The following is a 21,943-nucleotide window of genomic DNA, read 5'->3' on the forward strand; positions in this document are numbered from 1 at the left end:
TCCCGATACCCACCGGATTCTAGGCGTGATCCGTGAGTTTTCCGCCAAGAATTCGCCACCGTGCGAGCACGGCCCGGCGACGAGGACCCGGAAGGAGCAGCGGGGGTGCGGTGGTCGTCCCGGCGCGCGGAGGTCGTGCCGAGCCCCAACATCTGGTACTACCAGGCCGATTACGAGCTGGAGAACCGCGCGCAGGACAGCGGCGGCGAGATCTGGCGTGTGCTGCGCGAGGAGCACGACTGGACCGGCCTGGACGTGCTCGACGTCGGCTGCGGTGACGGGTTTCACTTGCCGCGCTTCGCCCGGGACGCGCGATCGGTGCTCGGGGTCGAGCCGCACGAGCCGTTGGTGCGAAGCGCGCTGAAGCGTGTCGAGGGACTGTCGAACGTGGACGTCCGGATGGGCCGGGCCCAGCGGCTGCCGGTCCGCAGCGCGAGCGTCGACGTCGTGCACGCGCGCACGGCCTACTTCTTCGGGCCCGGGTGTGAGCCCGGGCTGGCGGAGGCGGAACGGGTGCTGCGGCCGGGCGGCGCGATCCTGATCGTCGACCTCGACGTGACCAGCGAGCCCTACGGACGGTGGATGCGCGCCGACCTACCGCACTACGACCCGGGCGCGGTGGAACGGTTCTTCGCCCGGGCCGGGTTCGGCTGCCGCCGCGTCGCCACCGAATGGCGGTTTGCGACCGCCGCGGACCTGGAAGCCGTGCTGAAGATCGAGTTCAGCCGGCCGGTCGCCGAACAGGCGATCACGGAGTCCTTGCAGCGTAACGGGAATCGCGGCCACGACCTGACGCTGCCGGTGGGCTACCGCGTCCACACGCGGGTCAAGCCCACCGGCCTCGTCCTGCCTGGTCACTCCGCCGTCTCCGGCGCGGAGGACTCGTCTTCGTCCTCGCCGAGGATGCCGTAGAGCGAGCGCCGGGCGTCGTTGAGGACCTCGGCCGCGCGGGCCTGCTGGCTCTCGGTGCCCGCGCGCATGATCTGCACGACGGCGGCGGCGAGGTTCTTGCCCGCTTTCGCGAGCCCGACCTCGACCGGGTCGACGTCCTGCGCGATCTGCTCCCACGGCGGGGTGCTGTCCTGCTGCTCCGCGGCGGTGCGGCCGGCGTCGGTGAGCTCGAACAGCTTCTTGCCGTGCTCGTCCTTGCTGATCACCAGGCCTTCGTCGGCCAGCAGCTGCAGCGTCGGGTAGACCGAGCCGGGGCTGGGCCGCCAGAAGCCGCCGGAGCGCTCGCCGATCTCGCGGATGATCTCGTAGCCGTGCCGGGGCTGCTCGGCGAGCAGCGCCAGGATCGCGGCGCGGACGTCACCGCGGCGGCTGCGCCGTCCGCCGTGACCCCGCCGGTGCGGGCCGTGGCCGCGACCGCGTCCACCGGGGCCGAAGCCCGGGGGGAACTCGCCGAAACCGCCGAAGGGCCCGAAAGGTGCGCGCCCACGTTCGTGAGCGAAGGGGTGTCGTTGCCTACGCATGTCATGTTCCTTTCTCGAACTGTTGCGACACGTTCACGATATATCGGAAACGGTCGGCTGGCAACCGGTCTTCGGTGACGCCGGTCACCTGGGAAGATCGGCGGGTGCCGGAAACCATCGACGAAATCGACGCGCGCCTGCTGGAAGCGCTGGGGGAGGACCCCCGGGCCACGGCGGTCGCGCTGGCCGAGCGGCTGGGCCTGTCCCGCAACACGGTGCAGGCCCGGCTCGCGCGGCTCGAGCAGCGCGGCGTCCTCCGGTCGTTCGAACGCCGCATCGATCCGGCGCGGCTGGGCTATCCGATGCGGGCCTTCGTCAACGCGCAGGTCGACCAGCGGCGCCTCGCCGAGGTCGGCACCGCCCTCGCCGCGATCCCCGAGGTGACCGAGGTGTGCGGGCTGACCGGGGCGAGCGACCTGATGGTGCAGGTGGTCGCCGTCGACGCCGACGACCTGTACCGGATCGCCGGGCGCATCCTGGCCTCGCCCGGGGTGGAGCGGACGAACATCTCGCTCGTCATGCGCGAGCTCGTCCCGTACCGGCTGGCGCCCCTGCTGGAGCGCGTGCATTCTGCGCAGCCGGAGGCCTGAGCTCGCGGCGTTCGATGCGCATTCTGCGCACTTCCGACGGCATCGGTTGTGCGATGCGTCCACCAGTGTTGTCCTGGTGCGCGCTTCCTGCACGAAAGGTGTCGACGATGACCCAGGCCCCCGCGACCGCCCCGGCGCTCACCGCGATCGAGCAGCGGGTCCTCTGGCTCGCCACCGCGATCGTGCACCAGGCCAACCGGGTCCGGCCGAATCCCTCCGGGCTGAAGGTCGGCGGCCACCAGGCGTCCTGCGCGTCGCTGGTGTCGATCATGACGTCGCTGTGGTTCCGGCACCTGCGTCCCGAGGACCGCATCTCGGTGAAGCCGCACGCGTCCCCGGTACTCCACGCGATCAACTACCTGCTCGGCGAGCTGGACGAGGCCTACCTGCCGACCCTGCGCGAGTTCGGCGGTCTGCAGAGCTACCCGAGCCGCGCCAAGGACCCCGATCCCGTCGACTACTCGACCGGCTCGGTCGGCATCGGCGCGACCGCCCCGATCTGGGGCGCGCTGGCCCGCCGGTACCTGACCACCCGGGGCTCGGACGCCGGCACCGGCCGCCAGTACTCGCTGGTCGGCGACGCCGAGCTGGACGAGGGTGCGATCTGGGAGGCCATCCTCGACCCGGCCGTCGCGGAACTGGGCGAGATCGTCTGGATCGTCGACCTCAACCGCCAGTCGCTCGACCGGGTCGTCCCGAACATCGCGGCCGGGCGGCTGCAGGGCATGTTCGACGCGGCCGGCTGGCAGGTCCTGACGCTGAAGTACGGGCGGCTGCTGGAGGAGCTGTTCACCCGGCCCGGCGGTGCCGAGCTGCGCGCCCGCATCGACGGGATGCCGAACCCGGAGTACCAGCGCCTGCTGCGCTGCGACGCCGACCAGGTGCGCGACCGGCTGCCCGCGGGAAACGCCGCCCTCGCCGAGCTGGTGGCGTCGCTGGACGACGAGACGCTGCTGGCCGCGATCCGCAACCTCGGCGGCCACGACCTCGGTTCGCTGGACGAGGTCTTCGCGTCCATTGCCGACGATCGGCCGACGGTGATCTTCTGCTACACGGTCAAGGGCCGCGGCCTGCCGACGCAGGGGCACCCGCAGAACCACTCGTCGCTGCTGACCGTGGCGCAGATGGAAGAGCTGGCCGCTTCGCTGGGCACTGATCTCGCTTCGCCGTGGGAAGGCTTCACTCCCGGGTCGCCTGAAGCTGCGTTGTGCGCCGAAGTGGCTTCACGCCTTCGCCGTCCGGACGTTCCTTCGGTGCCTTCGCTGCACCTGCCCGTCGACATCGGGCGTACGCCCTCCGGGACCGCGACGACGCAGGCGGCGCTCGGCCGCGTGCTGCTCGACCTGACCCGCGAAGCGCCCGAAGCGGCGAAGCGCGTGGTGACGGTCAGCCCCGACGTCAGCTCGACGACCAACCTCGGCGGCTGGGTCAACAAGGTCGGCGTCTGGTCGGCCACCGAGCGCCGCGACTGGTTCGAGGACGACCCCGAGACGATCATGCACTGGCGGGAGAAGCCGACGGGCCAGCACGTCGAGCTGGGCATCGCCGAGACGAACCTGGTCGGCCTGCTGGGCGAGCTGGGGGCGACCTGGAGCCGGTGGGGCGAGCCGCTGCTGCCCATCGGCGTCATGTACGACCCGTTCGTCGAGCGCGCGCTGGAGCCGTGGTCGTTCGGCATCTACGCGGGCGGGCAGTCGATCCTGATCGGGACGCCGTCCGGCGTCACGCTCGCCCCGGAGGGCGGCGCGCACCAGTCGATCACCACGCCGTCCATCGGGATCGAGCAGCCCGGCTGCGTCAGCTACGAACCGGCGTTCGCGATCGACACCGAGTGGACGCTGCTGGCCGCGCTCGGCCGGCTCGGCAAGCCGGGCGGGACGGCGTCGTATTTCCGGCTCTCGACCCGTCCGGTCGACCAGACCCTGGCCGCGGTGCCGACGGACCCGGCCGCCCGCGAACGCCGTCGCCGCCAGGTCGTGGCGGGCGCGTACCTGCTGCGGCGCGCTGCTTCCCCCGCCGTCACGCTGGCGGCGATGGGCGCGCTGGTGCCGGACGCCCTGGCCGCGGCCGAGCGGCTCGCCCAGGTCGGCGTCGAGGCCGACGTCGTGTGCGTGACCAGCCCGGGCCTGCTGTTCGAGGCGCTCCAGGCCCGGTCCGGCCGGGGTCGCGGCGAGACGTGGATCCTGGACCAGGTCTTCCCGGCCTCGCGGGCGAAGCCGCTGGTCACGGTGCTCGACGGCCATCCGCACACGCTGGCGTTCCTGGCCGGGATCAACCGGGTGCCCTCGGTCGCGCTCGGCGTCACCCGCTTCGGGCAGTCGGGGTCGCTGGAGGACGTCTACCGGTACCACGGCATCGACACGGACGCGATCATCCGGGCCGCGCTCGACGCCGTCAGCTGAAGGTGGCGCCGGCGAGCAGGTTGTCCATCTTGGCGTCCCAGCCGGGGAAGGACCCGTACTGGACGATCAGGATCCGGCTCGTCGGCAGCCACCACATCCGGACCTGGTTGTTCTGCGCCGAGTTCTCGCAGGTGACCTTCCAGCGGCCGTACTCGGCCTTCTTGGGCCCGATCGGCGCGAAGCCGGAGTCGACGAGGGTGCTGCCGGTGGCCGGCGCGGCCTTCCCAGGCGGGGACGCGGGCGTGATGCACGTCGGCAGGTCCGTGCCGGTGTACCAGCCGAAGGGGCGTTTCGTGCTCGGCAGGTTGATCGGCGCCTCCGGGTCCGCCTTGCGCAGGTCGAGGACCCTCGCTTCGCAGACCGCGGCGCCCTCGGAGATGCAGCCGTCCAGCAGGCCGTCCGGGCTGTGCTCGGTGTAGGCGGCCCCCGGCGGCAACGGCAGGCGCAGGGACCCGACGGTGGCGTGCGGCCCGCTCGGCGCGGGCGGCGGGGCCGGGGCCGGGGTGCTGCAGCCGGCGACGCCCAGGGCGATCGCGACCACCAGGACAAGGTGCCGGAAGGACACGCGCTCACCTCTTTCGTCGGACGCCGCTTCACGGTGGATCATCCCTGTGGGTGACACGGCCGCACCGACCGGGGCTGGTGACCTGGCGTACACCTGGTGGGGGCGCCACGGGCGGCCCGGGTGGGCGCGTGGGACACTGGTCCGGTTATGACTGCCCTTCCCCTCGTCTTCGACGCGCCCAAGCGCGGCCTGCCGCCGCGCCACCTCGCCGACCTTTCGGTGTCCGAGCGCGCGGCCGCCGTCGCCGAGCTGGGGGAGAAGCCGTTTCGCGCGAAGCAGCTGTCGAACCACTACTTCTCCCGCCTGACGGTGGACCCATCGGAGATGACCGACATCCCGGCGGCTTCGCGGGACAGGCTGGTCGAGTCGTTGATGCCGACGCTGCTGACCGAGGTCCGCGCCCTGGCGGCGGACGACGGCGCGACGCGCAAGACGCTGTGGCGCGCCCACGACGGCACGCTCCTGGAGAGCGTCCTGATGCGCTACCCGGACCGCGCGACGCTATGCATCTCGAGCCAGGCGGGCTGCGGCATGGCGTGCCCGTTCTGCGCGACCGGCCAGGGCGGCCTCGACCGCAACCTGTCGACGGCGGAGATCGTCGACCAGGTCCGTTCGGCGGCGGCGGTCATGCGCGACGGCACGATGCCGGGTGGCCCGGGCCGGCTGTCGAACATCGTCTTCATGGGGATGGGCGAGCCGCTGGCCAACTACAAGCGCGTGGTGGCCGCGGTGCGCCGGATCACCGATCCCGCGCCGGGTGGTCTGGGGATCGGCCAGCGGTCGGTGACGGTGTCGACGGTGGGTTTGGCGCCGGCGATCCGGAAGCTGGCGGACGAGAAGATGCAGGTGCGGCTGGCGGTGTCGCTGCACACGCCGGACGACGAGCTGCGGGACACGCTGGTGCCGGTGAACAACCGGTGGTCGGTGGACGAAGTTCTTTCGGCGGCCCGGTACTACGCGGACACGTCGGGTCGGCGGGTGTCGATCGAGTACGCGTTGATCCGGGACATCAACGACCAGCCGTGGCGGGCGGAGTTGCTGGCCAAGCGGCTGCGTAAGCACTTGGGTCAGCTGGTGCACGTGAACGTGATTCCGCTGAACCCGACGCCGGGTTCGAAGTGGGATGCGTCGCCGAAGCCGGTGGAGCGGGAGTTCGTGCGGCTCGTGAACGCCGGCGGAGTAGCGTGCACGGTGCGGGACACCCGCGGCCAGGAGATCGCCGCCGCCTGTGGGCAGCTGGCTGCCGAAGGCTGAGTTTTCGTTTCGGTTATGGAGAAATCGTCGTGATGTATGCGCCCAGCCTGCTGGACCCGGCTGCGGAATCGTTGAAGCTGTCCGACTTCACCGGCGCGACGCAGGTCGCCCGGGAGGCGCGGACGTTGCTGGGTGAGCGGTTCAGCTCGGTGACGTTCATGTATGTCCTGATGCGCGCGTTCGAGGTCGAGTACACCGCGGCTTGTGATGCTGCCCGGTGGCATGAGTTTCATGGTGGGCCGCGGGCTCTTTCGGACGCCGATCTGGAGAAGCTGCTCGCTCCGTGGCTCGACCGCTGAGTTAGCCCGTGACCTCCGGAGCTGGGCACCGGCTCCTCGAATTCCTCGGCGAATTACGGGCGACCACCGCCTGGACGGTGGTGGTCACCGACGAGATCGACGCCTTGTCGCGGTGGCGGCTGAGCGGATCGACCTGGCAAGCCGTCGTGACGGTGGAGCCGCGGCGCTGGCTCGGCCTGGAGTTCGAGGCGGGGGACCCGGTGACCGGCAAGCGCGCCACCTACGACATCGACACCGACCTCTACGACATTTCGCGGGACGACCAGCGCGGATTCGCCGAGGAAATCGAACGGGACATCATCGAATTCCTCGACGACCTGAGGAAGGGCGTCGTGCTGCGCGGGAACGACGGGACGAAATTCGTGCTCGTCTTCCCGCTGAACGGTTCCCATGTCCGCGTGATCCGGGGCCGCGTCATGACCAGCGTTTCCACGCACGCCGACCTGGCAGGTGCACGGCAGGGCGGTGACTTCGTCCCGCTGGAATGAACAGCGCTGCGCCACCCGGACGCCGCCGATCGGCCGCCGAACGTGCGTAAATGGTGGCAGACAGTGCCCGTTCGCGGTGTTAGAACGGTAGCCATGACGCATCGGATGTCTCGGTACGCCGTGATCGCCGTCGGAGTCCTTGCGCTGAGCGGTGCCGGAGTTGCTCCCGCGCAGGCCGTCAGTGGCCCGATCCAGAGCTTCACTTTCAACGGGACCACGCTGACCGCGGTCAACCAGTACTCCTACTTCCCGCTCGGGCCCATCATCCCGTTGCCCGTCTCGATTTCACGGGTGGTCGACGGGACCGCGCAGGTCGTGGCGAGCGGCAAGGGCGTGGTGCGGTACCCGTGCAACGGGACGGCGATCAACACCTACACCGCCAACGGCGTCCAGCTCTCCGTGCCCTGCGGCTGACCGGTCAGCCCGCCAGGGACTCGGACAACGCGACCAGTTCGCGGGCGTCGTCGTCGAGGCTGCCGTTCTCCGGGACCGCGATCGGCATCGGCTCCTCCGGGACCGGCTCGCGGCGGGCGTGCGCGCGCAGCGCCTCCGTCAGCCGATCCGGCAGGGGACCGTCCAGGCGGGCGACGTACGGGCTGATCCGGACCAGCCCGTCGCGGCATTCGATCACCCGCCGGTAGTAGCGGCGGTGGACGCCCAGCAAGCTCAGCGCGTCCCACCGGCCCGGCGGGGTGCGGCTCAGCGCGTCCTCCGGGAAGGCCTCGTGCAGGGTCGTCCACAGTGGACGGAGGCGGTGGTACGTGCGCAGGTGCTGCCACCACACGCGGGCCGCCGCCAGGCGGGTGGCGACGCCGGGGTAGGACAGGCCGACCACGAGCAGGATCGCGCTCGGGAACACCAGGAACACCGTCGCCTGCACCAGCAGCGAGGGGATCGCCGCGCCCGCCCAGTGCACCAGCACCACCGCGATCAGGGTCGCCCCGCCCACCGCGCCGAACGCGAACCCCAGCGACGCCACCGTCAGCCCGCGGGCCAGCCGGGGCGCCGCCCCGCGCGCGTAGCGACGTGCGAAGAAGCAGGCACTCGCGATGCCGTAGGTGAGGTACAGGTCGGCCGCGAGGTAGAACACCGAGACCCCGGTGCGGGGGTACTGCGCCGGCGGGACGTCCGGCATGAGCACCGTGACGGCCGCCATCACCAGGATCGCCGCGCCCAGCGGGACCGCTTCGAGCCGGGCCCGCCGTCGGGCCCGGTCGGCAGGCAGGGCCGAGAACAGGAAGAAGCACGCCAGGGAGAAGACCAGCCCGCAGAGGAAGATGTGCTGGAACAGCAGCGGCACGATCCGCCCGGGGTACGGCTGGTTGACGTCGCCCGCCAGCAGGCCCAGCGGGTAGGCGGCCGCGAAGCAGGCCAGGCAGGCGGTGACCATCCAGCGCGCCACGTCGCGCGGGGCGCGGGAGAGCTGGTAGCTCTTCCACAGCAGCGCGGGGAACAGGATCACTCCCTGGACCACGATGAGCGTGATCTTGCTGTTCACAGCCAGCCCAGCCGTTCGTCCAGCGCGGCGTCGATCCGCCGCGCGGCACCCTCGTCGGACGACGGCGGGGCGACCCGGTCGAGGACCGACGCCCACTCCAGGATGATCGTCGCCACCGTCTCGGCCTCCCGTTCGTGGTCGGTGTCGTAGGAGGTGCGCAGCAGGGCGCGCCGGACCGCCTCCGGTTCCAGGCCGGGCACCAGCCGGTCCACCAGGTCGGGGTTGTCCGCGGTGGCGCCGTGCCCGGCCAGCATGTGGCCCAGTTCGTGCAGGATGATGTGGCGCTGGTGGGCCTTGCTCGTGTCCTGCTGGTAGACGATGTAGTCGGCCTGCGCGGTGGCGATCCAGGCGCCGAACGGCCCCGGCACCGGGATCCGGTGCGGGATCAGCCGGATCGGGCGGCCGCGCTGGTCGCCGACGCTGCGGCACAGCTCGAGGACGTCGAGGGGTGGCCGGATGCCCAGTTCGTTCAGCAGCCGCCTGCAGCGGCGCCGCAACTCGCGTTCCTTCACCAGCCGCCTTGCCATCGATGTCCGTCGGACGACCACGGCCGGTAGCGACCCGGCCCCGTTCCGCCCTTACGGTAGACGACGCCGTCCCGGACGATCATCGGCCGCCTGAAGACTCGGAGCTTCCCGTGTGATTTCACACAGCGACGCGCGCAGGAGTGAACTGCCGCTCACCGGGTCGCTCGGGCCCTGGCCCAGCACGAGGTTGAGGTTGGCGCTGCCCTCGCCCGCGACCGGGTAGCCCGGCTCGCCGAGCCCGGCCGCCGGTTGCCACCAGCCGTGCTGGCCGCACACCACGCCCGGGTCGAGGTTGACGTTGAACTTCGCCCGGGCGCGGACGCTGCCCCGGGGTGTCTCCAGCCGCACCCAGTCGCCGGCGGTGATGCCGCGCGCCGCCGCCGCGTCGGGGTGCAGCTCGACCTGCGGATCGGGGGCGGACTTGCGCAGGCTCGTGATCGCGCGGTGCTGGGTCTCGCAGAAGAACAGCGACTTGGCGCAGGTGAGGACCAGCGGGTAGCGGGCCGCGAGGTCCGGCCGGGAAAGGGGGCTGAGCGACGGCTCGTCGTAGCCGGGCAGCGGCGGGTGTCCCGCCCTGAGCAGGGCCTCGGAGTACAGCTCGACCACGCCGGACGGCGTGCGGAAGCCGTGCCGTTCGTACTTGCGGTGGACCGTCCGCAGCGGCAGGCGGATGCCCTCCGGCGCGGCCCGCAGCTGCTCGAGGGTGAGCCCGGCGGGCGCGAGCTGGTGACGCCAGGCCGCTTCGATGTCGCCGTCGAAGAAGTGCTCACCCAGCCCGAGCGCGAGCGCGAGGTCGAAGATGATCCGGAGGTCCGGGCGGGCTTCGCCGCGCGGGGCGACCAGGGGACGCCGCAGCTGGACGGTGGCTTGCGCGTCCTGGCTGGTCTCGAAGCCGATCCGCAACGCCTCGGCTTCCCACGCGCTCGTCGCCGGCAGCACGATGTCGGCCTGCTCGGCCGTCGGGTTCAGGAACAGGTCCGTGTGCACGAAGAAGTCCAGCGCGCTGAGCGCGTCCCGGCCGCGCGCGCTGTCGCCGTGCGCCAGCACCAGGTTGGCGCCGAAGTTGACCAGCGCCCTGGCCCGGTACGGGACGCCGTCGAGTGCCGCCCGGTAGAAGTCCTCTCCGGTGACGAACTCGAACCGCGCCGGGCCGAGCGGCCGCTCGGCGGCGCCGATGGCCTTGGCCCGCTGCCCGGGCGGCAGCAGCGCCGCCCCGTCGACCGGGTTCGTCCGGACGGGGGTGAACAGGACGTTCCCGCCCGGCACGTCGAGGCAGCCGGTGAGCGCGTACAGCTGGCTGATGGCCCGCACGGTCTGCGTCGCGTTGCTGTGCTGCTCGAGCCCGCTCCAGGTGTAGAACGCCACCGGCCGCGCCTCCCACAGCAGCCGGGCCACGGCGGTGATCCGGTCCGCGGGCACGCCGGTGATCCGCTCGGCGACGCCGGGGGCGAACCGGGCGCACTCTTCGGCGATGAGGTCCCAGACCCGGCGCGTCGCCACCCCACCGGGCACCGGGGCGCCGGGCGACAGCAGCTCGCCGGTGTCGGCGCGGACCGCCCACGACGCATTGGTCCACCGGTCCACGAACTCTCTGTCGTACCAGCCGTTTTCGATCATTTCGTGCGTGATCGCCAGCGCCAGCGCGGCGTCCGTGCCGGGCCGGACCCGCAGCCAGTGGTCGGCCTTGCTCGCCAGGCCGGCCCGGCGCGGATCCACCACGACGAGCTTCGCGCCCCGCCGCAGTGCGGCCGTGGTCGCCGTGGCGTGCGCGAGCCGGGACACCGACGGGTTGTAGCCCCAGTAGAGGACGCAGCCGGCGTGCTCGAGGTCGGGCAGGTAGGCGCCGGGCACCGGCTCGCCCCAGGTGTAGGTGGTGGTCAGGTAGCGGCCCCAGCCGCACAGCTCCATGTAGCTGACGAGGTTCGGGCTGCCGAAGGCCCGCCGCAGCCGCGTCAGCCAGTCGACCGAGTCGGACATGGCCGACGTCGACGGCGAGGCGCTGCCGAACACGACCGCTTCCGGCCCGGACTCGGCGGCGATCGCCGTCAGCCGGGCCGCGACGGTGGCCAGTGCCTCGTCCCAGCCGATGCGCTCCCAGCCGGGGTCGGCCGCGCCCTTCGGAGCGGTCCGCCGCAGCGGGTGCAGCAGCCGGCCGGGGTGCGCGACGATCTCCGGCGCGGCCTTGCCCTTGACGCAGAGTGCCTGCCCGGTGGGGTGGCCGGGCAGCGGGCGCAGGGCCAGCAGGCGCCCGTCCTCGACGGTCGCGGTGGCCCCGCACCGGGACACGCACAGCGGGCAGAACGTCGCCACTTCGGTCGCCATCGGCGCCTCCATCCGGAGCATTCATCGTGGCACCGGCGCGCTCCGGCGGCGCACTACAAGTTGATAAAGGAAATTCCGTGGGAAATTCCCGTCCCGGTAATTCGGTGGCGCGGCCGGGGTGGACGGAGTTCAGTCGGCTCCCATGGTGCACGGAAGGTGCGACGAGCGGTTCGGAGAAGTGCGCGACGCGCTCGCGGAGTCGTTGGCCAAGGACGACGTCGGAGCTTCGGTCGCGGTCGTCGTCGACGGCGAGTGCGTGGCCGATCTCTGGGGCGGGTACGCCGATGCGGCGAAAACCGTGGCCTGGGAAGAAAACACGATCACCAACGTCTTTTCCAGCACCAAGACGATGCTCGCCCTGTGCGCTTTGGTCCTCGCCGATCGGGGCGAGCTCGACCTCGACGCGCCGCTCGTCCGGTACTGGCCCGAGTTCGGCGCCGCGGACGTGCGGGTGCGGCACGTTCTGTCGCACACCGCGGGACTTCCGGTCTGGGACACGCCGATCACCTTCGACGACCTGGCCGACTCGCCCAAGGTCACCGCGCTGCTCGCCGCGCAGGAGCCGCGGTGGACGCCCGGGGAAATCGGCTGCTATCACGCGCTCACGCAAGGGTTTCTGCTCGGTGAGGTCGTCCGCCGGATCACCGGCCGGACCATCGGGGCGTTCTTCGCGGCGGAAGTCGCCGAGCCGCTGGGCGCCGATTTCCACATCGGACTGCCCGACCGCCTTCACGACCGCGTCGCGCCGACCCTCGCGCCGCACGGCGGGCTGACCGTGCCGCCGCCCACCGAGCTCTTCGACGCCGCCCCGAACCCGGTGTTCGTGCCGGAGGACACGAACACGGCGGCGTGGCGGCGCGCGGAGATCCCGTCGGGCGCCGGCTACGGCAACGCCCGGTCGGTGGCGGCCGTCCAGTCGGTCCTCACGTCCGGCGGTGCGGGGCTGCTGTCGCGGGCCGGGTGCGAGCGGGCCCTGGAGGAGCAGTACCACGGCCTCGACCACGGCCTGGGCGTCCCGATGCGGTACGGCCTGGGCTACGGCATCAGCGGCCGCACGTGCTTCTGGGGCGGCATGGGCGGTTCCCTCGTGTTCAACGACCTCGACGCCGGTCTCACCGTCGCCTACGCGATGAACCGGATGCTCGACGCGGTCGTCGGCGACGGCCGCGGCATGACCATGGTCGCCGCGGCCTACAGCGGCCTGGGGTAGGCGTCAGCCGATCCGGTACAGGTGCCCGTCGCGGACGGCCAGCACGGTGAGCGGCCCGGTCGTCGGGCTCGCCGTCGCCTGCCAGGCCGTCGCGCCCGGTGCCGCGGCCTGGCCCGCGGTGAGCGGCAGGCCCGCGCTGCCGCCGCCGGTCACCGTGCCGGCCGGGTCGGTGACGAGGATGCAGTCCGGCCGGCCGCCGTCGAGGGTCACCCAGCCGGTGACGATCGCGCCGGGGTCGGTGGCCGGGGCGTCGAGTGCTCCGCGCGCCGGCCGGGCCGTGCCGAGGTCGACGTGGCTGCCGAGCTCGGGACCGTGGCAGTCCAAGGTGAACGCGCTGTTGAACGGGTACGCCTGCAGCGCGCGGGCGGCGGGACCGGCGGCGCGCTGGATGTGCAGGGCCTCCAGCGCCGCGGGCGCGTCGACGCGCAGCGCGATCGCGGACAGGCTGAGCGGGGCGTAGCTGCGGCGGACCTGGTCGGCCTTGCCGCCGCCGATCGCGTGCGTCACCAGCGCCAGGGTGACGACGGCCGCGACGACGTACCGGTGTGGCCACTGTGGACGGTGCAGGACGGCCAGCACCGTCAGCGCGCTCGTCGCCAGCGCCGCGACCAGGACGTACCGGCTGATGAGCCCGACGTTGCCGCCGGGCACGTCCGCCGTCGTGCGGCCGAGTGCGAGCATCGACGCCAGCGCGAAGGCGTAGAGCGCCAGCCCGGCCCAGCCCGCGTCGGCCACCGGCCGGGTGGTGACCGTCCGCCGCAGCAGCAGGCCGAGCCCGGCGATCGTGAGCCCGCCGCCGATCACCGCGACGACGGCGATGTCGACCGACCACAGCCCGCCGACGGCGGCGGCGACGACGGAGAGGCGCCCGTCCGGGTCGAAGGCCGCCGAAGCGCCCGACTGCGACCCGGCGGGCTTGGTGAGCCACCACGCGCCGAGGACCACCACACCGGCCGCGGCCGGGAGTGCGACCCGCAGCCGGGATTCCCGCCGCAGCCAGGCCACGAAGGCGAGCACGAACCAGATCGGCAGGGCGGCGCCGAAGCAGAGGCAGCCCACGACGGCGGCCGCGGACGCGCCGGCCAGGCGGCCGCGGTGAGCGCAGGCGACGGCGATCGTGCACGCCGTCACCGCGGGGACCCAGCTGATGCCGTTGGTGCCCTGCTCCCAGAGTTCGGTGGCGTGGGAGGAGAACAGCAGCCACGAGACGGCGGCCGTCAGCGGGCCACGGGCGGGGTGTTCGGGCAGCATCGTGCGCAGCGCCAGCACGGCGACCCCGAGCAGGACGACCGTCAGGACGGTCAGGACGCGGTTGTCGCCGCCGAACCACGCCGCGTCGGCGTAGAAGAGCAGCGACGGCACGACGAACGGCTGGTCGAGGTGGTAGGTGAAGACCTGCCCGAGCAGGAGCCGGCCGTCGTCGTCGGTGATCTTGGCGAAGACGTGCCAGTAGTCGAGCAGCACGGCCATCCGCGGCGCCCGCACGGCGGCCAGCAGCGCCAGGCCGGCGGGCAGGGCGGCGAAGAGCCACCACGCGAGGTCCGGCAGCCGCCGGGTCGCGCGCCCGGCCGGGGAGGCGACCCGCGGGATCGGCGCGGTGACGTCCGGTCCGGCGGCGTCGGCGAGCGCTGGCTGCGTCATGGATCTCCTGCCGGGAGCGGTGGGGGCCGCCGAAATGGTAGCCGCGGCCGTCGTCAGTGCGGCTCGGCCGGCGCCCACAGCCCGTCCGCGTCACCGGCCTCCAGCCGGCCCCGGTAGACGCCGATCTTCCGGTCGATCAGCTTCAGGTTCTCCTCCAGCTCCGCCAGCCTCGCCAATACGTCGGCGCGGTGCTCTTCCAGCAGCGCCAGGCGTTCCGCCTCGTTGCCGCGGCCGGCGGCGACCAGCTCCGCGTAGCGGCGGATCGTCTTGATCGGCATGCCGGTCGCGCGGAGCTTGGTGCAGATCTTGATCCAGTCGAGGTCCAGCTGCCGGTAGCGCCGCCGTCCGCCGCTGGTGCGGTCGACGCGGGTCACCACCAGGCCCGCCCGTTCGTAGTAGCGCAGCGTGTGCGCGCTGACCCCGGTGCGGCGGGCCGCGTCCGCGATGGTCAGCCCCTCCGCGGGGATCGGGTTGACTTCGAGCACGCTCTAAATCCTAGCGTCGAAGGCATGACCACCAACCGTCCCGGCCTCGTGCTCGCGATCTGCTGCGCCAGCATCGTCGTCGTGGTGATGGACATCTCGATCGTCACCGTCGCCCTGCCCTCGATCCGCCGTGACCTGGGCGCTTCCGTCTCCGGCCTGCAGTGGACCGTCGACGCCTACACGCTGGTGCTGGCCGCTTTCCTGGTGCTCGCCGGGTCCGCCGCCGACCGGTTCGGCCGCAAGCGGGTCTTCCGGTGCGGGCTCGCGCTGTTCGGCCTCGGCTCGCTGCTGTGCAGCCTGGCGCCGGGCATCGGCTGGCTGATCGCCGCCCGCGCGCTGCAGGCCGTCGGCGGCACCATGCTGAACCCGGTCGCGATGGCCATCGTCGCCACCACCTTCCCCGCGCCGGCCGAGCGCGCCCGCGCCATCGGTGTGTTCGGCTCGATGTCCGGCCTGGCCCTGGCGCTCGGGCCGATCCTCGGCGGCGTGCTCGTCGACGGCTTCGGCTGGCGGGCCGTCTTCTGGGTCAACGTCCCGATCATCGCCGCCGCGCTCGTCGCCACGACGCTGTTCGTGCCCGAGTCGCGGGCGCCGCGGGCGCGCCGCTTCGACCCGGTGGGGCAGGTGCTCGTGCTGCTGGTGCTCGGCAGCGTCGTCGCCGCCCTCATCGAGTCGCACCGGCTGGGCTGGACGTCACCGTGGATCCTCGGCCTGCTCGCCCTCGCCGGGCTCGGCGTGCTCGGCATCGTGGCCTACGAGCCGCGCCGCGCCGACCCGCTGCTCGAACTGCGGCTGTTCCGCAGCGTGTCCTTCAGCGCGGCGATCGTCATGGCGCTGTTCGCGCTCTGCGGGTTCGGCGCCTTCCTCTTCGTGACGACGCAGTACCTCCAGGACGTCCGGGGCATGACCCCACTGACGGCGGGCCTGTGCCTCCTGCCGGTCGGCGTGCTCGTGCTGCTTCTGTCGCCGCGGACCGGGCGGTTCGTCGGCACGCGCGGGCCGCGCCGGCCGCTGGTCGTCGCCGGTGCCGCGCTCGCCGCGGGCGGCGCCGCCTCGGCGTTCCTCGGCCCGGCGACGCCGCTGCCCGTCGTGCTCGCCACCTTCCTGCTGTTCGGCGTGTTCCTCGGCACGGTGAACCCGCCGATCACCAACACCGCCGTCTCGGGGATGCCGGCGTCGATGGCCGGGGTGGCCGCGTCGCTGGCCTCCGCCGGACGGCAGACCGGTACCACCCTGGGGGTCGCGCTCTCGAGCCTGGGCCACGGCGTGTGGTGGCTGGTCGCCGGGCTCGGCGCCGGCGTCCTGGTCCTGGCGCTGCTCAGCACCGGACGCCGGGCGGCCGCGACGGCCGACCGGGCGGCGGCGCTGTTCGACGAGCTCAGCCTCCCGCGACCGACGGGATGATCTGCACCTCGGCGTCCTCGCGCAGCACCGTCGCCGGGCCGTCGCGGCGGCGGCACTCCTCGCCGTCGACGTAGAAGTTGACGTACCGGCGCAGCCCCGCCTGCTCGTCGCGCAACCGCCGTTCCAGCGCCGGGTACCGCTCGGCGAGCGCGTCGAGCAGGGCACCCAGCGTGGCCGGCTCGGCGACCTCGACGTCCAGCCGGGCTTCGCCGCCGGCCTTCTCCCGCAGCGTTCCGGGCAGCAGCACGGTGATCCGCACGGTCACACCCTCGCGGCGCGGACGCTCAGCACGTCGGGCAGGTGCGCCGCGACGAGCTGCCAGCTGTCGCCGTCGTCGCGGCTGGCGTAGACGTCGCCGGTCCGCGAGCCGAAGTACACCCCGGCCGGGTCGGCGTCGTCGGTGCACATCGCGTCCCGCATGACGGCGGCCCAGTACCCGTCCGGCAGGCCGGGGCCCAGCGCCTCCCACGACTTCCCGGCGTCCTCGCTGCGGTACACGCGGCAGTGGCCCTCCGGCGGGAACCGCATCGCGTCGGCGGCCAGCGGGAACGTGTAGATCACCTCGGGCCGGTTCGGGTGGACGACCATCGGGAAGCCGAAGTCGCTGGGCAGGCCGTCGGCGATCGACTGCCAGGTCGCGCCCGCGTCGTCGCTGCGGTAGACGCCGTGGTGCACCTGCGCGAACAGCCTGTCCGGCTCCGCGGGGTGCCGGGCGACCTTGTGCACGCAGTGGCCGTATTCGGGATACGGGTCGGGCACATGGACCGCCTTGATGCCGGTGTTGCTGGCTTTCCAGGACTCGCCGCCGTCTTCGGTGCGGTAGACGCCGCCGGTGGACATGGCCACGGTGACGCGCCGGGGGTCGGTGGGGTGCGGGAGCACGGTGTGGATGGCCTTGCCGCCGCCTCCGGGCGTCCAGTGCGCGCGGTGCGGGTGGTCCCACAGGCCGCGGACGAACTCGTAGGTGCGGCCGCCGTCGGTGGAGCGGAAGAGGGCGGACGGCTCGGTGCCGGCGTAGACGACGTCCGGCTCGCTCGCCGGGCCCGGCACGAGCTGCCAGGCCCTGGCCAGTGACTCGCCGGTGTCGGCCGGGAACGCGATCGGGGCGTGGTCGGGTTCGGCCCAGGTCTCGCCCAGGTCGTCGCTGGTGGCCACGCTCGGCCCGTAGTGCTCGCTGGTAACCCCGGCCAGCAGCCGCGGGGTGGCGCGCCGGGTGTCGATGCCGACCGCGTACACCTCGGTCATCGGGTGGTGCGGGCCGGTCACCTCCCAGGTGACCCGGTCGTCCGTGCTGGTGGCCAGCCACAGACCCTTGCGCGTTCCGATCGCGAGCAGGACGGACATCGAACCCCCTCTCCGTAGTGATGCAGGTCACAGATACTCTGCCCGAAAAATTGCCCCGGGGAAATGTCGAACACCGGACCGGTGCGTTCGACGCGGGGGTGAAGGCCGGTCACCGCGTCCGGGAACGCACCGGACCCCGGCCGACGAACACAGGGAGCAGACCATGCGGTTTCTCATGATGCACCGGGTCGACGAGCACGACCCCCGGTCGTGGAACCCGAGCGAGGACTTCATCGCGAAGATGGGCGGGTTCATCCAGGAGGCGGCGGAGAAGGGCATCCTGATCACCGCGGAGGGCGTCCACCCGACGGAGAAGGGCTCGCTGGTCCGCAAGGCGCGCGGCGCCGCGATCCGCGTGACCGACGGGCCGTTCGCCGAGGCCAAGGAGGTCATCGGCGGGTTCGCGCTGATCAACGCGGCGGACCGGGCGGAGGCCGTCGAGTTCGCCAAGCGGTACGTCGAGCTGTTCGACCAGGAGATCGAGGTGGAAATCCGCCAGGTCGTCGAGTTCGACGAGCTGCCGACGCAGGACTGACGTCGTCCGGTGGCGCTAGGCTGACCGGAACCGTTCTCCTGGGGGTTCGAACGATGTTCCTGGTCACCGGCGCCACCGGCAATGTCGGCGCGGAAGTGGTTTCGGCACTCGCGGCGGCGGGCGCCCCGGTCCGGGCGCTGGTGCGCCGTCCGGACGTCCGGCTGCCGGACGGCGTCGAAGCCGCGGTGGGCGATCTCAACTCGCCCGAAAGCCTCACGGACGCCTTGAAAGGTGTCGAGGGCGTCTTCCTGCTGTCCGGCTACGAGGACATGTCCGGCTTGCTGCGGGAGGCCGGGGTGCGGCGGGTCGTGCTGCTGTCCGGGGGCTCGGCGGCGCTGGAGGACCTGGACAACGCCGTCTCCCGGTACATGACGCTGTCCGAGCGCGCGCTGCGGGAATCGGGCCTGGACTGGACGTTCCTGCGGCCGCGCGCGTTCATGTCGAACGCCCTCCGCTGGCTGCCGCAGCTGCGCGCGGGCGACACGGTCCGCGTCCAGTTCCCGGACGTCCCGGTGGCCTGCATCGACCCGGCCGACATCGCGGCGGTGGCGGCGCTCGCGTTGGCCGGCGGGCACGAAGGGCTGGTGCACGAGCTGACCGGGCCGGTGGCGATGCGGCCGGTGGAGCAGGTGTCGGTGTTGGGTTCGGTGCTGGGGCGCGATCTGCGGTTCGTGGGGCTGTCGAACGAGGAGACGCGGGCGGAGCTCGAGGCGGGCATGCCGCGCGAGTACGTCGACGCGTTCTGGAACTTCTACGTCGACGGGACCCTGGACGAGGCGACCGTGCACCCGACGGTGCCGGAGGTGACCGGGCGCCCGGCGCGGACGTTCGGCGAGTGGGCCGAGGCGCACGCGGGCGCCTTCCGCTGATTTCCGCCCGGCGCCTGTCCAACGGGCCGGTCGTCGTTCGTAGTGCTGGCGTACGGCTACCGAGCCAGGAGGAACCATGAAGTACCTGATGCTGATCAACGCCGCTCTCGACGCCGACGGCGCGCCCACCGGCTGCAGCATGCCCGAGGACTGGATGCTGTTCGACAAGTCCCTCAAGGAAGCCGGGGTGTACGTCGGCGGCGACTCGGTCGCCGACTTCACCACGGCCGCCTCGGTGCGGGTCGACGAGCGCGGCGAGCGGCTCGTCACCGACGGCCCGTTCGCCGAATCACGGGAGGTGCTCGGCGGCTACTTCGTCGTCGACGTGCCGGATCTCGACGTCGCGCTCGACTGGGCGGCCCGCTGCCCGGGGGCCCGCGACGGCGGGTCGATCGTGGTGCGGCCGCTCGCCGGCTACGAAGGCTGACGGTGGTGGCGGGGCGGGTGGACGCCTCGATCGAGGCGGTGTTCCGGGAGGAGCGCGGGCTGCTGCTCGCCGCGCTCGTGCGCCGGTTCGGCGACCTCGACCTGGCCGAGGAGGTGACGTCCGAGGCGATCGAGGCGGCGCTGGTGCACTGGCCGGCCGAGGGCGTGCCGCCGAAGCCGGGCGCCTGGCTGATGACGACGGCCCGGCGCAAGGCCGTCGACCGGCTCCGCCGCGACCAGGCCTACGCGGCCCGGCTCGCGGTGCTGCAGGTCGAGGCCGACCGCGCGGCGCCTGCCCCGCCCCTGTCGGACGGCGACCTGCCGGACGAGCGGTTGCAGCTGTTCTTCACGTGCGCCCACCCGGCGCTGCCTGCCGAGGACCGCACGGCGCTGACGTTGCGCTGCCTCGCCGGGCTGACGACACCGGAGGTGGCGCGGGCGTTCCTGGTCCCGAGCGCGACGATGGGCAAGCGGATCGTGCGCGCGAAGAACCGGATCCGCACGCTGCGGATTCCGTTCCGCGTGCCGGACGCGGACGAGCTGCCCGGGCGGCTGCCGGGTGTGCTGCAGGTCGTCTATTCGATCTTCACCGAGGGGTACGCGGCCAGCTCGGGCCCGGACCTGCAGCGGCTCGACCTGGCGGAGGAGGCCATCCGCTTGGCTCGCATCCTCCGGCGGTTGCTGCCGGGGGAACGGGAGGTCGCGGGCCTGCTGGCCTTGCTGCTGCTGGTCCACGCCCGCCGCGACGCCCGCACCGGCCCGGCCGGCGACCTGGTGCTGCTGGACGACCAGGACCGCGGCCGCTGGGACCAGGCGCTGATCGCCGAGGGGACGGACCTGGTGACAGTGGCCCTGACCGGCGGACCCCCGGGTTGGTACGGAGTCCAGGCGGCGATCGCGGCCCTGCACGACGAGGCGGCGGACGTGGCGGGTACGGACTGGCCGCAGATCGTGGCGCTGTACGACGTGCTGCTGGGGCTGGCGCCGTCACCGGTGGTGGAGCTGAACCGCGCGGTGGCGGTGGCGATGCGCGACGGCCCGGCGGCGGGACTGGCGTTGCTGGACGGCCTGGCGGGGGAGCCGAAGTTGCGCGGGTACAGCCCGTTCCCGGCGGCTCGGGGTGACTTGCTCAGCCGGCTCGGGCGGCACGAGGAGGCGGCTGCGGCGTATCGGGAGGCGTTGTCGCTGGCCGGAACCGAGCCCGAGCGGGCCCATTTGCGGGGGCGGCTGGGGGAGTGAGGCGCTGTTCCGGGGTGCGGATAGTCGCATGTGGACTTACCTGATCGAGTGATGACATGTGTTCGAATCTCGGTAGCTTGGAGGTATGACCAGCGACGCGACTGTGTGTTCCTCGGAGGCGGTGGCTTTTGCCGACCGCATCGGGGAGTTCGTCGCGTCCATGCGGGCCGCTGAAGCCGGATTCGGTGCGCTGCTGGTGGAGATTGAGCAGCGTGGGGTGATGGAGGTGTTCGGGTATCGGTCTGTTGCGCGGTTGTTGGAACATCTCGCCGATATTCTCAAGGCTGCTGCTGAACGGTTGGTGAAGCGGGCTCGTTTGCTGAATCCGGGCCGTAACCTTGATGGCAGTCCGATCCCCGCTTTGGCACCCGCAACGGGAGCCGCTGCCCGCGCTGGGCAGTTGAGCAATCCGATGATCGATGTGATCACGGGTGTGCTCGCCGATGTTCCTTGCGAGCACCGGGAGAGCGCCGAGGCCAACCTGCTGGCTTTCGCCGAGGAGGCCGGACACAAGCAGGTCGCCGCGCTCGGCGCCCGCATCCTCGCCCACCTCAACCCCGACGGTTCCGAACCCACCGACACCGAACCCGCCGCGCCGACCCGAGAACTGTTCCTGCGCCGCAAGCGATCCGGGTTCTGGGAGTTGAGCGGCAGGTTCGATGACGAGACGGGTACCCGAGCCAGTGCCTTATTGGATGCGCTGGCCGAACGCCGGACCGGTGATGAGGGTCCGGACTTGCGGACACTGCCGCAGCGGTACGGGGATGCTTTCTCCGACGCGGTCGACCTGGCTTTGAACTCTCCGGAGTTGCCGATGCAGGCCGGGGAACGAGCCCACGTCATGGTCACGGTCTCCTTGGAAGACCTGAAGTCCGGAGTCGGCACGGCCACCCTCGGCGACACCGGCACCCTCTCGGCCGCCGAAGCCCGGGTGCACGCCTGCGACGCCATGATCATCCCCGCGGTCCTGGGCGCGAAGAGCGAACCCCTCAACCTTGGCCGTCTGCGCCGCCTGATCTCCGCGGGGCTGCGGAGGGCGTTGTTCCTGCGGGACCGGGGTTGCGCGTTCCCGGGCTGCCACCGGCCACCCCGGCACTGCCAAGGGCACCACATCCGCCACTGGGCTGACGGCGGCGCCACCAACCTGAGAAATCTGGTCCTGATGTGCGCCCACCATCACCGGCTCCTGCACCGCTCAGGATGGGAAGTCCGCATCGCCGCCGATGGCCTACCGGAGTTCCTTCCGCCAGAGTTCATCGACCGCCGCCGAAAACCTCGGCGCAACAACCTCCACGAACCACTGCCCTTCGCAGCCTGAACACGGGACAGGCCCGCAGCCACAACGGCTGCGGGCCCAAACCCATGCCTTCGAT

General features: G+C 72.2%; 23 protein-coding genes. 14 read left to right on the top strand and 9 right to left on the bottom strand.

Translation table 11 applies throughout. The annotated features are described in order from the left end of the window. Positions 1-105: 105 nt before the first annotated feature. The gene (locus ACFPLC_RS24865; protein ID WP_378193732.1) at positions 106-912 is read left to right on the top strand and encodes a class I SAM-dependent methyltransferase; all 807 of its coding nucleotides are present in this window, start codon (positions 106-108) and stop codon (positions 910-912) included. Here ACFPLC_RS24865 and ACFPLC_RS24870 read toward each other — a convergent pair. Then, positions 855-1,472, bottom strand: coding sequence for a PadR family transcriptional regulator (locus tag ACFPLC_RS24870; RefSeq protein WP_378193509.1), 618 nt, complete (start codon positions 1,470-1,472; stop codon positions 855-857). The genes ACFPLC_RS24865 and ACFPLC_RS24870 overlap by 58 nt on opposite strands. Positions 1,473-1,576: 104 nt before the next feature. Here ACFPLC_RS24870 and ACFPLC_RS24875 point away from each other — a divergent pair, with 104 nt between their 5' ends. Next, positions 1,577-2,062, top strand: a complete 486-nt coding sequence (locus ACFPLC_RS24875; RefSeq protein ID WP_378193506.1) for an Lrp/AsnC family transcriptional regulator — start codon at positions 1,577-1,579, stop codon at positions 2,060-2,062. Between the two features lie 107 nt (positions 2,063-2,169). After that, positions 2,170-4,464, top strand: a complete 2,295-nt coding sequence (locus ACFPLC_RS24880; protein WP_378193503.1) for a transketolase-like TK C-terminal-containing protein — start codon at positions 2,170-2,172, stop codon at positions 4,462-4,464. On the opposite strand, the gene ACFPLC_RS24885 is transcribed toward ACFPLC_RS24880, so the two are convergent. After that, positions 4,457-5,029 (bottom strand): hypothetical protein, encoded by a 573-nt coding sequence (locus tag ACFPLC_RS24885; protein WP_378193500.1) that lies wholly within the window; start codon positions 5,027-5,029, stop codon positions 4,457-4,459. The genes ACFPLC_RS24880 and ACFPLC_RS24885 overlap by 8 nt on opposite strands. Before the next feature lie 147 nt (positions 5,030-5,176). On the opposite strand from ACFPLC_RS24885, the gene rlmN reads away from it, so the two are divergent. The 4 genes from rlmN to ACFPLC_RS24905 all read left to right on the top strand — a co-directional run bounded on the left by rlmN (position 5,177) and on the right by ACFPLC_RS24905 (position 7,484). Then, positions 5,177-6,283, top strand: a complete 1,107-nt coding sequence (rlmN, locus tag ACFPLC_RS24890) for a dual-specificity RNA methyltransferase RlmN (protein WP_191310227.1) — start codon at positions 5,177-5,179, stop codon at positions 6,281-6,283. A gap of 32 nt (positions 6,284-6,315) precedes the next feature. Further along, a complete protein-coding gene (locus tag ACFPLC_RS24895; protein WP_378193497.1) occupies positions 6,316-6,582 on the top strand; it encodes a hypothetical protein in 267 nt (88 codons plus the stop codon). Positions 6,583-6,590: 8 nt separating this feature from the next. Further along, entirely contained in the window at positions 6,591-7,070 is a 480-nt protein-coding gene (locus ACFPLC_RS24900; RefSeq protein WP_378193494.1) for a hypothetical protein, read from the top strand. Between the two features lie 93 nt (positions 7,071-7,163). Further along, on the top strand, positions 7,164-7,484 hold the full coding sequence (locus ACFPLC_RS24905; protein ID WP_378193491.1) for a hypothetical protein: 321 nt from the start codon (positions 7,164-7,166) through the stop codon (positions 7,482-7,484). A gap of 4 nt (positions 7,485-7,488) precedes the next feature. Here ACFPLC_RS24905 and ACFPLC_RS24910 read toward each other — a convergent pair whose 3' ends face one another. The 3 genes from ACFPLC_RS24910 to ACFPLC_RS24920 all read right to left on the bottom strand — a co-directional run bounded on the left by ACFPLC_RS24910 (position 7,489) and on the right by ACFPLC_RS24920 (position 11,417). Continuing rightward, positions 7,489-8,568 carry an MAB_1171c family putative transporter gene (locus ACFPLC_RS24910; protein WP_378193488.1) on the bottom strand — a complete coding sequence of 360 codons (1,080 nt, stop codon included), beginning with the start codon at positions 8,566-8,568 and terminating at the stop codon, positions 7,489-7,491. Next, the gene (locus tag ACFPLC_RS24915) at positions 8,565-9,080 is read right to left on the bottom strand and encodes a hypothetical protein (RefSeq protein WP_378193729.1); all 516 of its coding nucleotides are present in this window, start codon (positions 9,078-9,080) and stop codon (positions 8,565-8,567) included. Before ACFPLC_RS24915 ends, ACFPLC_RS24910 begins: the two co-directional genes overlap by 4 nt. A 66-nt stretch (positions 9,081-9,146) precedes the next feature. Then, positions 9,147-11,417, bottom strand: coding sequence for a molybdopterin-containing oxidoreductase family protein (locus ACFPLC_RS24920; RefSeq protein WP_378193485.1), 2,271 nt, complete (start codon positions 11,415-11,417; stop codon positions 9,147-9,149). 142 nt (positions 11,418-11,559) lie between these two features. Here ACFPLC_RS24920 and ACFPLC_RS24925 point away from each other — a divergent pair, with 142 nt between their 5' ends. Continuing rightward, entirely contained in the window at positions 11,560-12,627 is a 1,068-nt protein-coding gene (locus ACFPLC_RS24925; protein WP_378193482.1) for a serine hydrolase domain-containing protein, read from the top strand. Positions 12,628-12,630: 3 nt separating this feature from the next. Here ACFPLC_RS24925 and ACFPLC_RS24930 read toward each other — a convergent pair whose 3' ends face one another. Further along, complete coding sequence (locus ACFPLC_RS24930) at positions 12,631-14,268, bottom strand: DUF2079 domain-containing protein (RefSeq protein ID WP_378193479.1); 1,638 nt, start codon at positions 14,266-14,268, stop codon at positions 12,631-12,633. Between the two features lie 53 nt (positions 14,269-14,321). Beyond that, complete coding sequence (locus ACFPLC_RS24935) at positions 14,322-14,753, bottom strand: MerR family transcriptional regulator (RefSeq protein ID WP_378193476.1); 432 nt, start codon at positions 14,751-14,753, stop codon at positions 14,322-14,324. Between the two features lie 24 nt (positions 14,754-14,777). On the opposite strand from ACFPLC_RS24935, the gene ACFPLC_RS24940 reads away from it, so the two are divergent. After that, positions 14,778-16,157, top strand: coding sequence for an MFS transporter (locus ACFPLC_RS24940; RefSeq protein ID WP_378193473.1), 1,380 nt, complete (start codon positions 14,778-14,780; stop codon positions 16,155-16,157). Here the strand turns inward: ACFPLC_RS24940 and ACFPLC_RS24945 are convergent. After that, positions 16,132-16,416, bottom strand: a complete 285-nt coding sequence (locus tag ACFPLC_RS24945) for a ubiquitin-like small modifier protein 1 (RefSeq protein ID WP_191310208.1) — start codon at positions 16,414-16,416, stop codon at positions 16,132-16,134. The genes ACFPLC_RS24940 and ACFPLC_RS24945 overlap by 26 nt on opposite strands. A 2-nt stretch (positions 16,417-16,418) precedes the next feature. Further along, complete coding sequence (locus ACFPLC_RS24950; protein WP_378193470.1) at positions 16,419-17,501, bottom strand: exo-alpha-sialidase; 1,083 nt, start codon at positions 17,499-17,501, stop codon at positions 16,419-16,421. A 163-nt stretch (positions 17,502-17,664) separates the two neighbouring features. Here ACFPLC_RS24950 and ACFPLC_RS24955 point away from each other — a divergent pair, with 163 nt between their 5' ends. The 5 genes from ACFPLC_RS24955 (at position 17,665) to ACFPLC_RS24975 (ending at position 21,888) form a co-directional block, all read left to right on the top strand. Beyond that, positions 17,665-18,036, top strand: coding sequence for a YciI family protein (locus ACFPLC_RS24955; RefSeq protein WP_378193467.1), 372 nt, complete (start codon positions 17,665-17,667; stop codon positions 18,034-18,036). A 53-nt stretch (positions 18,037-18,089) separates the two neighbouring features. Next, positions 18,090-18,905 (top strand): NAD(P)H-binding protein, encoded by an 816-nt coding sequence (locus ACFPLC_RS24960; protein WP_378193464.1) that lies wholly within the window; start codon positions 18,090-18,092, stop codon positions 18,903-18,905. A 76-nt stretch (positions 18,906-18,981) separates the two neighbouring features. Then, on the top strand, positions 18,982-19,332 hold the full coding sequence (locus tag ACFPLC_RS24965; RefSeq protein WP_378193461.1) for a YciI family protein: 351 nt from the start codon (positions 18,982-18,984) through the stop codon (positions 19,330-19,332). A 5-nt stretch (positions 19,333-19,337) separates the two neighbouring features. Then, positions 19,338-20,570: an RNA polymerase sigma factor gene (locus ACFPLC_RS24970; protein WP_378193458.1), complete on the top strand. Its 1,233-nt coding sequence runs from the start codon at positions 19,338-19,340 to the stop codon at positions 20,568-20,570. Between the two features lie 85 nt (positions 20,571-20,655). Beyond that, positions 20,656-21,888 (top strand): HNH endonuclease signature motif containing protein, encoded by a 1,233-nt coding sequence (locus ACFPLC_RS24975; protein WP_378193455.1) that lies wholly within the window; start codon positions 20,656-20,658, stop codon positions 21,886-21,888. Positions 21,889-21,943: the final 55 nt, after the last annotated feature.

It is taken from the genome of Amycolatopsis plumensis, from assembly GCF_042652605.1.
GTDB lineage: Bacteria > Actinomycetota > Actinomycetes > Mycobacteriales > Pseudonocardiaceae > Amycolatopsis > Amycolatopsis plumensis.

Bases quoted from the DNA above. Each gene is read 5' to 3' on its own strand.
- ACFPLC_RS24870 (WP_378193509.1), bottom strand. From the start codon at position 1,472: ATGCGTAGGCAACGACACCCCTTCGCTCACGAACGTGGGCGCGCACCT.
- ACFPLC_RS24880 (WP_378193503.1), top strand. From the start codon at position 2,170: ATGACCCAGGCCCCCGCGACCGCCCCGGCGCTCACCGCGATCGAGCAG.
- rlmN (WP_191310227.1), top strand. From the start codon at position 5,177: ATGACTGCCCTTCCCCTCGTCTTCGACGCGCCCAAGCGCGGCCTGCCG.
- ACFPLC_RS24895 (WP_378193497.1), top strand. From the start codon at position 6,316: ATGTATGCGCCCAGCCTGCTGGACCCGGCTGCGGAATCGTTGAAGCTG.
- ACFPLC_RS24905 (WP_378193491.1), top strand. From the start codon at position 7,164: ATGACGCATCGGATGTCTCGGTACGCCGTGATCGCCGTCGGAGTCCTT.
- ACFPLC_RS24920 (WP_378193485.1), bottom strand. From the start codon at position 11,417: ATGGCGACCGAAGTGGCGACGTTCTGCCCGCTGTGCGTGTCCCGGTGC.
- ACFPLC_RS24925 (WP_378193482.1), top strand. From the start codon at position 11,560: ATGGTGCACGGAAGGTGCGACGAGCGGTTCGGAGAAGTGCGCGACGCG.
- ACFPLC_RS24930 (WP_378193479.1), bottom strand. From the start codon at position 14,268: ATGACGCAGCCAGCGCTCGCCGACGCCGCCGGACCGGACGTCACCGCG.
- ACFPLC_RS24940 (WP_378193473.1), top strand. From the start codon at position 14,778: ATGACCACCAACCGTCCCGGCCTCGTGCTCGCGATCTGCTGCGCCAGC.
- ACFPLC_RS24950 (WP_378193470.1), bottom strand. From the start codon at position 17,501: ATGTCCGTCCTGCTCGCGATCGGAACGCGCAAGGGTCTGTGGCTGGCC.
- ACFPLC_RS24955 (WP_378193467.1), top strand. From the start codon at position 17,665: ATGCGGTTTCTCATGATGCACCGGGTCGACGAGCACGACCCCCGGTCG.
- ACFPLC_RS24960 (WP_378193464.1), top strand. From the start codon at position 18,090: ATGTTCCTGGTCACCGGCGCCACCGGCAATGTCGGCGCGGAAGTGGTT.
- ACFPLC_RS24965 (WP_378193461.1), top strand. From the start codon at position 18,982: ATGAAGTACCTGATGCTGATCAACGCCGCTCTCGACGCCGACGGCGCG.
- ACFPLC_RS24975 (WP_378193455.1), top strand. From the start codon at position 20,656: ATGACCAGCGACGCGACTGTGTGTTCCTCGGAGGCGGTGGCTTTTGCC.